The sequence below is a fragment of the Streptomyces sp. SD15 genome, from assembly GCF_054462255.1.
Map to the genome: position 1 here is coordinate 1 of NZ_JBTLMO010000105.1, position 9,553 is coordinate 9,553.

At 72.5% G+C, this 9,553-nt stretch carries 8 protein-coding genes and 2 pseudogenes; 8 read left to right on the forward strand and 2 right to left on the reverse strand.

The window, feature by feature from the left end:
• From ACX28W_RS43200 to ACX28W_RS43235, 8 genes and pseudogenes are all read left to right on the forward strand, one after another.
• Nucleotides 1-186, forward strand: a pseudogene (locus ACX28W_RS43200) (cyclase); the annotation flags it as partial.
• Between the two features lie 2 nt (nucleotides 187-188).
• On the forward strand, nucleotides 189-1,772 hold the full coding sequence (locus tag ACX28W_RS43205; protein WP_459005573.1) for an FAD-dependent monooxygenase: 1,584 nt from the start codon (nucleotides 189-191) through the stop codon (nucleotides 1,770-1,772).
• Between the two features lie 52 nt (nucleotides 1,773-1,824).
• Nucleotides 1,825-3,300 (forward strand): FAD-dependent monooxygenase, encoded by a 1,476-nt coding sequence (locus ACX28W_RS43210; RefSeq protein ID WP_459005574.1) that lies wholly within the window; start codon nucleotides 1,825-1,827, stop codon nucleotides 3,298-3,300.
• A 298-nt stretch (nucleotides 3,301-3,598) separates the two neighbouring features.
• Complete coding sequence (locus ACX28W_RS43215) at nucleotides 3,599-4,498, forward strand: alpha/beta hydrolase (RefSeq protein WP_362068108.1); 900 nt, start codon at nucleotides 3,599-3,601, stop codon at nucleotides 4,496-4,498.
• 4 nt (nucleotides 4,499-4,502) lie between these two features.
• Nucleotides 4,503-5,804 (forward strand): MFS transporter, encoded by a 1,302-nt coding sequence (locus tag ACX28W_RS43220; protein WP_459005575.1) that lies wholly within the window; start codon nucleotides 4,503-4,505, stop codon nucleotides 5,802-5,804.
• A gap of 5 nt (nucleotides 5,805-5,809) precedes the next feature.
• On the forward strand, nucleotides 5,810-6,115 hold the full coding sequence (locus ACX28W_RS43225; protein WP_459005576.1) for an acyl carrier protein: 306 nt from the start codon (nucleotides 5,810-5,812) through the stop codon (nucleotides 6,113-6,115).
• Nucleotides 6,116-6,160: 45 nt separating this feature from the next.
• A complete protein-coding gene (locus ACX28W_RS43230; RefSeq protein WP_459005577.1) occupies nucleotides 6,161-7,729 on the forward strand; it encodes an acyl-CoA carboxylase subunit beta in 1,569 nt (522 codons plus the stop codon).
• Between the two features lie 29 nt (nucleotides 7,730-7,758).
• Nucleotides 7,759-7,995 (forward strand): acyl-CoA carboxylase subunit epsilon, encoded by a 237-nt coding sequence (locus tag ACX28W_RS43235; protein ID WP_459005578.1) that lies wholly within the window; start codon nucleotides 7,759-7,761, stop codon nucleotides 7,993-7,995.
• A 569-nt stretch (nucleotides 7,996-8,564) separates the two neighbouring features.
• On the opposite strand, the gene ACX28W_RS43240 is transcribed toward ACX28W_RS43235, so the two are convergent.
• Both ACX28W_RS43240 and ACX28W_RS43245 read right to left on the reverse strand, forming a co-directional pair.
• On the reverse strand, nucleotides 8,565-9,323 hold the full coding sequence (locus tag ACX28W_RS43240) for a 4'-phosphopantetheinyl transferase family protein (RefSeq protein WP_459005579.1): 759 nt from the start codon (nucleotides 9,321-9,323) through the stop codon (nucleotides 8,565-8,567).
• Nucleotides 9,324-9,367: 44 nt separating this feature from the next.
• A pseudogene (locus ACX28W_RS43245) lies at nucleotides 9,368-9,553 on the reverse strand (cyclase); the annotation flags it as partial.

Below are 9,553 nucleotides of genomic sequence, written 5' to 3' on the forward strand. Positions count from 1 at the left end.
GACACCGACCAGGGCGTCGCGGCGACCTCCCAGCACACGGTCACCCTCAACACGGACAACATCGAGAAGATCCTCGGTGCCGCCGCCACCGTCGCCGACGCCCGCGAGTACGTCCACACCGCGCTGTCCACCAACAGTCGCGCCACCCTCACCCACGCCAAGGCCTTCGCAGAGAACAGGCGTTGACGATGACGACGGACCATCAGGACACCGACACGACCACCCTGGACACCGATGTCCTCGTGGTCGGAGCGGGCCCCGCCGGACTGATGCTCGCCACCGAGCTGAGGCTGGGCGGCGCCGAGGTGGTCGTCGTCGACCAGCGCCCCGGCCCGACCACCGAATCCCGGGCCTCCACCCTGCACGCCCGCACGATGGAGATCCTCGACTCGCGCGGACTGCTGGACCAGCTCGGTACGCCGCCGTGCGAGCCGCGCGGCCACTTCGGCGGCGTACCGCTGGACCTGACGCTGCCCAGTCCGTACCCCGGGCAGTGGAAGGTCGCCCAGACCCGCACCGAGGAGCTTCTGCAGCACCGGGCCGCCGAACTCGGCGCCGAACTGCGACGCCGGCACCAGCTGCTGTCGGTCACCACCAAGGACGCGGCGGTCGAGGCCGAGGCCATCGGTCCGTACGGTCCCGTCCACATCCGCGCCCGCTATCTGGTCGGCTGCGACGGCGAGGACAGCACCGTACGGCGGCTGGTCCGGGCCCCCTTCCCGGGCCGGGACGCCGCGCGCGAGCTGCTGCGCGCCGATGTCTCCGGGGTCGCCGTGGCCGACCGGCGTTTCCATCGCCTCGAGCGCGGGCTCGCCATCGCCGCCACCCGGCACGGAGTGACCCGGGTGATGGTCCACGAGTTCGGGCGGCCCCCCGGTGAACGCGGCGGCGCCGAACCGGACTTCGCGGAGGTCACCGACGTCTGGAAGCGCGTCACCGGCGAGGACATCAGCAACGGCACCCCGCTGTGGGTCAACGCCTTCGGCGACGCCAACCGGCAGCTCGCCCATTACCGGCACGGCCGTGTGCTGTTCGCCGGGGACGCCGCGCACCGGCAGATGCCCAGTGGCGGCCAGGCCCTCAACCTGGGCGTCCAGGACGCCTTCAACCTCGGCTGGAAGCTCGCCGCCGTGATCCGCGGCAGCGCCCCCGAAGACCTCCTCGACACCTACCACTCCGAGCGCCACACCGTGGGCCGCCAGGTCCTCGCCAACATCCGGGCCCAGGTGGAACTCCTCCTCGGCGGCCCGGAGGTCGAACCCACCCGCGCCCTGCTCACCGAACTCATCACCCTGGACGGCGTACGACAGCACCTCGCCGGGATGATCAGCGGCCTCGGCATCCGGTACGACGTCGAGGGCGACGGGCGCGACGGGGATCAAGACTTCGGGGTCGGCGTCGCCAACGGCGTCGGTGTCGGCTCCGAAACCCGCTCCGACGCACACCCGCTGCTCGGGCGGCGGCTGCCGGACGCGTGGCTGGAGCCGGGGGAAGGTGGCGCGCGGCGCCGTACGACCGAACTGTTGCGTACCGGTCGCGGGCTGCTGCTGTCCCTGGACGGGGACGGTGCCCGGGCGCTGCGCGCCACGACGGCCCCCTGGTCGGACCGGGTCACCTTCGCCGAGGGACGCCCCGCCTCCGGGGGCCCGATCCCCGCAGGCCAAGCCCTTCTCGTACGCCCCGACGGTCACGTCGCCTGGACCGGCTCGGCCCCGGACGGACTGCCCGAGGCCCTGACCCGCTGGTTCGGCGCCCCGGCCGACGGCAGCTGAGCACGACCGCACGCCCACCCACCGAAAGAGCGAGGAAAGGACACCGACACCCATGGACGTGCAGAGGGACGCGGACGTCATCGTCGTCGGCGCCGGCCCGGCCGGGCTGATGCTGGCCGGGGAACTGCGGCTGGGCGGCGTGAGCGTGATCGTCGCCGAGCGGCTGACGCAGCCCACCGGACAGTCGCGCGGACTCGGGTTCACCGCCCGCGCGCTGGAGTCGTTCGACCAGCGCGGACTGGTACCGCGCTTCGGCGGGCTGCAGACCAGCCCGATGGGCCACTTCGGCGGGGTGCAGTTCGACTACACCGTGCTGGAGGACGCCCACTTCGGGGCCCGCGGCATCCCGCAGTCCCAGACGGAGGCGGTGCTGGAGGAGTGGGCCCGGGAGGTGGGCGCCGACATCCGGCGGGGCTGGGAGTTCCTGGCGCTGGAGCAGGACGAGGACGGGGTCACCGTCACCGTGTCCGCCCCGGACGGCGAGCGCACCCTGCGCGCCGCGTACCTCGTGGGCGCCGACGGCGGGCACAGCCCGGTGCGCAAGGCCGCGGGCTTCGACTTCCCCGGCACCGACGCCACCCGCGGCATGTACCTCGCCGACGTGGTGGGCTGCGCGGTCAAGCCGCGGTTCCTGGGCGAGCGGCTGCCCGGCGGCATGATCATGGCCGCGCCGCTGGCCGAGGGCGTGGACCGGATCATCGTGTGCGAGCACGGCACCCCGCCGGCCGACCGCAGCGAGACCCCGGAGTTCGCCGAAGTGGCGGCGGCCTGGGAGCGGCTGACGGGCGAGGACATCTCCGGCGGCGGCGCCGACTGGGTCAGCTCCTTCACCGACGCCACCCGTCAGGTCAGCGAGTACCGGCGCGGGCGGGTGCTGCTGGTCGGCGACGCGGCGCACATCCACCTTCCGGCGGGCGGCCAGGGGCTGAGCACCGGCGTTCAGGACGCGGTCAACCTCGGCTGGAAGCTGGCCGCGACCGTGCAGGGCCGGGCTCCCGAAGGCCTCCTCGACACCTACCACGACGAGCGCCACACGGTCGGCGCGCGGCTGCTGATGAACACCCGCGCCCAGGGCACGGTCTTCCTCGGCGGGCCCGAGTCCCAGCCGCTGCGCGACCTGTTCGCCGAGCTGATCGGCCTCGACGAGGTCAAGCGGCACCTGGCCGGGGTGGTCAGCCACCTCGACGTCCACTACGACCTCGGGGACGGTGGCCACCCGCTGGTCGGACGCCGACTGCCGCCGCGGGCGCTGGACACCGCCGCCGGGGAGGTCCGTACGCCCGAGCTGCTGCACGCGGCCCAAGGCGTGCTGCTCGACCTCGCCGACGACTCCGTGCTGCGTGCCGCCGCGGCCGGCTGGAAGGACCGCGTCACCACCGTCACCGGCACCCCGCAGGACCCGGATGCCTTCGGCGGCGCCACCGCGCTGCTGGTCCGCCCCGACGGCTACGTCGTCTGGGCCGACACCGACACGACGGAGCTGTCCGCCACGCTGCACCGCTGGTTCGGAGCGCCGGAGGGCGAGTGAGGACCGGAGCGCGACGACCACGAAGGACCGGCGCCGGCCCGCGCTGACCGGGAAGAACCGGCGCGGCATGCGAGGACCGGAACCGCCGTTCGTCGACCACGAAGGACGGGCGCCGGTATGCGAGGACCAGCGAAGGGCCGGTACCGGCACTTGTCGACCACGAAGGACCGGCACCGGCATTTGTCGACCACGAAGGACCGGCACCGGCATTTGTCGACCACGAAAGGAAGTACCCCCAGTGAGCGTTTCCACGGTCGAGTCGAACCCCTCGTCCGTATCGTCCGCACCCGGTTCCGGCATGCCCCCCATGTCACCGGGCGTCCGCCCCGTCGCCCTGGCCGCCGGGGACGTCACGCTCTCCGCGCTGATCGCCCAGCCGGCCGGGCCACCGCGGGCCACGGTCGTCGCGGTGCACGGGGGAGGCATGAGCGCGGGGTACTTCGACGGACAGGCCCACCCCGACGTCTCGCTGCTCGCCCTCGGCGCCCGGCTCGGCTACACCATGGTCGCCGTCGACCGGCCCGGCTACGGGCTGTCCGCTGCGGACGCCCCGAGCGGACAGACCCTGGCCGAGCAGTCCGCCTCGCTGCACGCGGCGGTGCGGCATCTGGCCGGGCGCTGCGAGACCGGCGCCGGGGTGTTCCTGCTCGCGCACTCCTTCGGCGGCAAACTGGCCCTGACCTACGCCGCCTCCCAGGCCGGCGATCCGGACCCGGCCCTGCCGCCGCTGCTCGGGCTCGACATCTCCGGCCTCGGCCGGGACTACGCGGTCGACCCGGGCAGCGCCCTGCCCGACCCGCGCGGGCACCAGCACTGGAAGCGCAACTGGGGTGCCCTGCGCTTCTATCCGCCGAACACGTTCCGCGCGGCGGAGTCCCTGGTCGCGCCGATGCCGGTGCGTGAGCGGGCGGAGGCCCGCTGGTGGCCGCGCCGGTTCGCGGTCGCGGCCGCGGCGGTGCAGGTACCGGTGCGGCTGACGTTCGCCGAGCAGGAGCACTGGTGGCACCACGACGAGGAGACCGTCGCCGACCTCACCGCGCACTTCGCGTCGGCGCCGTACACCTCCGTCGACCGCCAGCCCGGCGCGGGGCACAACATCAGCCTGGGCTGGGCCGCCCGTACCTACCACCTGCGCGCGTTCGCGTTCTTCGAGGAGTGCCTCGCGCGCCGGGCCGCGGGCGCGTCCTTGACGCCCTGATGCCATGACGACCACGAGGCTCGACGCCATGGACCGCACACGGCGTACGCCGTTCCGCTCCCTGGCGGTGCGCAACTTCCGGCTCTTCGCGTCCGGCCAGGTCGTCTCGGTCGCGGGCACCTGGATGATGGTCACCGCCCAGGACTGGCTGGTGCTCTCCCTGACGGGGGACTCCGGCACAGCCCTGGGCACGGTGACCGCGCTCCAGTTCACGCCGCTGCTGCTGTTCACGCTGTACGGCGGCCGGCTCGCCGACCGCCACGACAAACGGCTGCTGCTCACCGCCGCCAACCTGGTCTCCGGCGCCCTCGCCCTGGCGCTCGCCGTGCTCGTACTGGCCGGAAACGTCGAGCTGTGGCACCTGTACCTGTTCGCGCTGGGCCTGGGCACCGTCAACGCGGTCGAGGTGCCCACCCGGATGGCCTTCGTCAGCGAGATGGTCGGCCCCGAACTGCTGCCCAACGCCTCGGCCCTCAGCGCCGCCTACTTCAACACCGCCCGCGTGGTGGGCCCCGCGCTGGCCGGGCTGCTCATCAGCGCGGTGGGCGCGGGGACGGCGATGCTGCTCAACGCGGTCAGCTACCTGGCCACGGTGACGGGGCTGCGCATGATGCGGCCCGAGGAACTCGTGCGGACGGCCTTACCCGCGCACGGGGTCCGGGTGGTCGACGGGCTGCGGTACGTCCGTGGCCGCCCCGACCTGTTCGTGCCGCTGGCGCTGGTCGCCGCGGTCGGCCTGTTCGGCTTCAACTTCCAGCTCACCCTGCCGCTGCTCGCCAAGACGGTCTTCCACTCGGGGGCGACCGCGTTCGGGCTGCTGACCACCGTGTTCGCCGCCGGTTCGCTGCTCGCCGCGTTCGTCACCACCGCCCGCAGCGGGCGCCCGTCGGCCCGTACGGTCACCGGGGCTGCCGTGGCGTTCGGGCTTTTCGAGACGGCGGCCGGCTGGTCGCCCACCTACGCGTGGGCGGCCGTCCTGCTGTTTCTGACCGGCTTCGCCACCATCTACTTCGCCCAGGCCGCCAACCACCGCATCCAGCTGGGCAGCGACTCCGCCTACCGCGGCCGGGTGATGGCGCTCTACACGCTCATCCTGCAAGGACTCACCCCGCTCGGCGCCCTCCTCGTGGGCTGGCTCAGCGTCCATCACGGTGCGCGCTCCGGCCTGTACGTGGGAGGGCTCGCCTCGTTGGCGGCGGCGCTCGCGGTGCTGCTCGCGGGGCGGACACGTCGTTTCCTCCCCGGCCACCGGCCGACGCCGGCACCCCGTCGGACCCGGCCTCACCCACGAAAGGCAGCCCCATGAGTTCCATGCATGAAGACACCCCGTGCAGTTGGCTCGACCGGCTCCCGGACCCGGTCCAGCTGCGCGCCATGACTCCCGACGCACGCGCCCGTGCCATCGGCCACTGCCTCCGCCTCGAGCTCCAGGACCTGCTCGCGGTCCCGCCGGGCCACCGGCTCTCGCCCGGCCTGCCGCTGCGCGGCCAGGGCCTGGACCCCCTCGACGCCCTGCACCTGGGGCGCCGTATCCGGCGCGCACTCGACGCCGAGGTGCCCGCCGAGGTGCTGCGGGAGAGCACCGTCGGCGAGCTGACCGCGCTGCTCGCCCGCTGACCGACCGGACGTACGTCTTAAGCCACTTGAAGGGGAGATCCCTAGATGGAGCCCGCAATACCCATCGAGCTCAACGGCCGGCTGATGGAGCTGGCCGAACGCAAGGACATCGCGCGCGCAGGACAGGACCCGAAAGCCACCGAGCGCCAGCACGCCAAGGGGAAACTGACCGCGCACGAGCGCATCGAACTGCTGCTGGACAAGGGCAGCTTCCAGGAGGTCGAACCGCTGCGCCGACACCGGGCCACCGGCTTCGGCCTGGAGGCGAAGAAGCCGTACGGCGACGGTGTGATCACCGGCTGGGGCACGGTCGAGGGCCGTACGGTCTTCGTCTACGCGCACGACTTCCGCGTCTTCGGCGGCGCGCTGGGCGAGGCCCACGCCTGCAAGATCCACAAAATCATGGACATGGCCATCGCGGCCGGTGCTCCGCTGGTGTCCCTGAACGACGGCGCCGGCGCTCGTATCCAGGAGGGTGTCAGCGCGCTGGCCGGTTACGGCGGCATCTTCCAGCGCAACACCCGGGCGAGCGGGGTGATCCCACAGATCAGCGTCATGCTCGGCCCGTGCGCGGGCGGCGCCGCGTACTCGCCCGCCCTGACCGACTTCATCTTCACCGTCCGGGACATCTCGCAGATGTTCATCACCGGGCCCGACGTGGTCCGTGCGGTCACCGGTGAGGAGATCAGCCAGAACGGCCTCGGCGGCGCCGATGTGCACGGCGCGGTCTCGGGCGTGGCCCACTTCGTCCACGACGACGAGGAGAGCTGCCTCGCCGAGGTGCGCTACCTGCTGTCGCTGCTGCCGTCCAACAACCGGGAGCTGCCGCCGCGCCACGTCAGCGGCGACCCCGGCGACCGGTCCGGTGACGTACTGCTCGACCTGGTGCCGCACGACGGCAACCGTTCGTACGACATCCGCGGGGTCGTCGAGGAACTCGTCGACGACGGCGACTACATGGAGGTGCACGCGGCCTGGGCGCCGAACATCGTCTGCGCGCTGGCCCGTATCGACGGCCACTCCGTCGGCATCATCGCCAACCAGCCGGCCGCCATGGCGGGTGTCCTGGACATCAAGGCGAGTGAAAAGGCCGCGCGGTTCGTGCAGTTCTGCGACTCCTTCAACATTCCGCTGGTCACGCTGGTCGACGTACCCGGCTTCCTGCCGGGCGTGGACCAGGAGCACGACGGCATCATCCGGCGCGGGGCGAAACTGCTCTACGCGTACTGCAACGCGACTGTGCCGCGGGTCTCCGTGGTGCTGCGCAAGGCGTACGGCGGCGCGTACATCGTGATGGACTCCCGCTCCATCGGCGCGGACATCGCGCTGGCCTGGCCGACCAACGAGATCGCGGTCATGGGCGCGGAGGGTGCCGCCAACGTGGTCTTCCGGCGGGAGATCGCCGCCGCCGACGATCCCGACGCGATGCGTCAAGAGAAAATCGACCAGTACAAGGAGGAGCTGGTCCACCCTTACTACGCCGCCGAACGCGGACTGGTCGACGACGTCATCGACCCGCGCGAGACCCGGGCGGTGCTCGCCCGCTCACTCGCCATGCTCGCCGCCAAGCACGCCGAACTGCCCCGCCGCAAGCACGGCAACCCGCCCCAGTGAGCGAGGCCTCAGTGAGCAAGGGAGGATCCATGACCACGCAACACCCCACCCCTGACCCCGCGGCCGGTCCGCTTTTCCGGATCGAGCGCGGCAGCCTCTCGCCCGAGGAGCTGGCCGCGCTGACCGCGGTACTGATGGCCGTCACCGCCGGCCCCGGCGTCAAACCCGACGACGTGGCCCGCAAGCACCAGGTCGTCGCCCTGTGGCGCCGCCCCGAACGCATCACCGGCTTCGACGGCCCCCGCACCTGGCGAGCAGCGGCCTGAGCCCGCCACCAGAACACCACCAAGAAGGGGCCGGAGAGTCCACCAGAACTCTCCGGCCCCTTCGCTGTGCAGGGGGACCCATGTGCCAGGGGCCCACCGCAGTGCCCCATAGGGGCGCGGGGCTGTGACATGTGCGGCTCCGCCGCGTGGGCGCGACCGGCCAGGACGGCGTCTTCGCTGTGCAGGGGGCCGACTGCAGCAGCGCCCTATAGGGGCGCGGGGCTGTGACATGTGCGGCTCCGCCGCGTGGGCGCGACCGGCCAGGACGGCGTCTTCGCTGTGCAGGGGGCCGACTGCAGCAGCGCCCTATAGGGGCGCGGGGCTGTGACATGTGCGGCTCCGCCGCGTGGGCGCGACCGGCCAGGACGGCGTCTTCGCTGTGCAGGGGGCCGACTGCAGCAGCGCCCTATAGGGGCGCGGGGCTGTGACATGTGCGGCTCCGCCGCGTGGGCGCGACCGGCCAGGACGGCGTCATTGCTGTGCAGGGGGCCCACTGCAGCAGCGCCCTATAGGGGCGCGGGGAACTGCGCGACCAGCCACAAACGGCCCGCAGCTCCCCACCGGCCTCCTCAGCGCTCGAGATCCCCCCGCTGCGCAGGATCCCGAAGCATCGAACGCAAGCCGGGCTCCATCTCCACCATGCGGGCCACCGCATCAGGGGCGTACAGATAAGAGGTAGGCACGGCGCGAACAGCGACGGGCCGATCCCCCGCCCCCGCCAGAGCCACCGCGGCGATATGCGTGGAACAGAGGGGAAGGTTCCCCACCACCCACCCCGTAGGCCGCTCGGCCAGCCCCGCCTCGCCCAGATAGTCGAGGTCGGCCCCCCGGGCCAGCCCCGTGCCCAGCCCCTTCAGATACGCCTCCTTCCGGGTCCACAGCCGACCGAAGGCCATGGTCCGCTCGGTCTCGGGAAGCTTCCCGATCTCCTCCTGCTCGGCCGGATGCAGCGCCGGCAGACACGCCTCGGCGGTCGCGGCCGACGGCAACCGCTGTACGTCGGCCCCCACCCGCACCTCCGCCACCACCACGATCGCCAGGCCGTGGCTGTGCGAGAGCGAGAACTGGGGGGCGCCGCCGGGCACGCCGAGCACGACGGGACGTCCGTGCCGTTCACCGTTGCCGTTGTACCGCTCGCCGGCGAGGTTGAGCCGGCTCGGTTCGATGCCGGTGTACCCGGCGAGAACCCGGCGCAGTCCCACGTGCGCCGCGGCGTACATCTGACGGTCGTCGGGCCGACGGTAGGAGTCGGCCCGCCCTCTCTCGTACGCGTCGAGCTCGCCGTACGGGACGTCACGCGGCGAGTCGGGCGGCGGCAGCAGCCACACGTCCAACTCTCCCCGTGCTACAGCGAGCCGGCGCACCGTCGGGGTCAACGGCGGCCCTCGGCATGAGCCTTGGCATGGTTCAGGGTGGCCAGGCTGTTGGTGGACAGGGCGGTGTGGACGTACTCGCGGGCGTCGGCGACGGTGGCGGCGGCGCCGAGGATCTTCTCGATGTTGTCCGTGTTGAGGGTGACCGTGTGCTGGGAGGTCGCCGCGACGCCCTGGTCGGTGTC

Coding starts and splice junctions, on each gene's coding strand:
- ACX28W_RS43235 (WP_459005578.1), top strand. CDS start 7,759: ATGACCACGCAACACCCCACCCCTGACCCCGCGGCCGGTCCGCTTTTC.
- ACX28W_RS43210 (WP_459005574.1), top strand. CDS start 1,825: ATGGACGTGCAGAGGGACGCGGACGTCATCGTCGTCGGCGCCGGCCCG.
- ACX28W_RS43205 (WP_459005573.1), top strand. CDS start 189: ATGACGACGGACCATCAGGACACCGACACGACCACCCTGGACACCGAT.
- ACX28W_RS43220 (WP_459005575.1), top strand. CDS start 4,503: ATGACGACCACGAGGCTCGACGCCATGGACCGCACACGGCGTACGCCG.
- ACX28W_RS43225 (WP_459005576.1), top strand. CDS start 5,810: ATGCATGAAGACACCCCGTGCAGTTGGCTCGACCGGCTCCCGGACCCG.
- ACX28W_RS43230 (WP_459005577.1), top strand. CDS start 6,161: ATGGAGCCCGCAATACCCATCGAGCTCAACGGCCGGCTGATGGAGCTG.
- ACX28W_RS43215 (WP_362068108.1), top strand. CDS start 3,599: ATGCCCCCCATGTCACCGGGCGTCCGCCCCGTCGCCCTGGCCGCCGGG.